Annotated in this window: 1 tRNA gene; it reads left to right on the top strand. The window is 59.1% G+C overall.

Going from position 1 to position 530, the window contains the following annotated elements:
* Positions 1-98 precede the first annotated feature (98 nt).
* A tRNA-Cys gene (locus tag ABB22_RS17420) sits at positions 99-172 on the top strand.
* Positions 173-530: the final 358 nt, after the last annotated feature.

Raw genomic sequence — 530 nt, 5'->3', positions numbered from 1 at the left:
GAGTCTCGTTTCCCGCTCCAGATAAGGAAAAGGCCCCGCAAGCGGGGTTTTTTCATATCGGGAGGAAGTTTTTCCTCCTGTACAATCGAAAAGATTGTGGCCTGGTAGCAGAGTGGTTATGCAGCGGATTGCAAATCCGCGTACGCCGGTTCGATTCCGACCCAGGCCTCCATTTGAAGCCCTGATCATTCAGGGCTTTTTCTTTTTCGATTGCAGAATCCATTGCATGTTCTGACGGCTGTTCCCGACTTGTGGGCGGGCGAGTGCAGGATTCTTTTCGTCATGGCCCGGGAAAGGCGCGGCGGCCCTGCCGCTTGATGGCCGCGTGCCACGGCGCTCGATAGACCTTCAGGAAGTCCTGGGCGGAGCCATGCCGGCAACACGGTCGGCACCATGGCAAGAACGTGCAGAACGGACACGCGTGATCCGCGCCCGGTGGATCCAGGCGACATGTGCTTCCAGGTGCATCGCATCACGGATCAACCCGCAGTGGCGGGTTTTCGCTCCGCAGTGCCGGCGGTCATGCCGGA

It is taken from the genome of Stenotrophomonas nitritireducens (genome assembly GCF_001431425.1).
GTDB lineage: Bacteria > Pseudomonadota > Gammaproteobacteria > Xanthomonadales > Xanthomonadaceae > Stenotrophomonas > Stenotrophomonas nitritireducens.
Note: the sequence above shows the minus strand (reverse complement) of the source record. Positions and strands in the feature narration are given on the sequence as shown.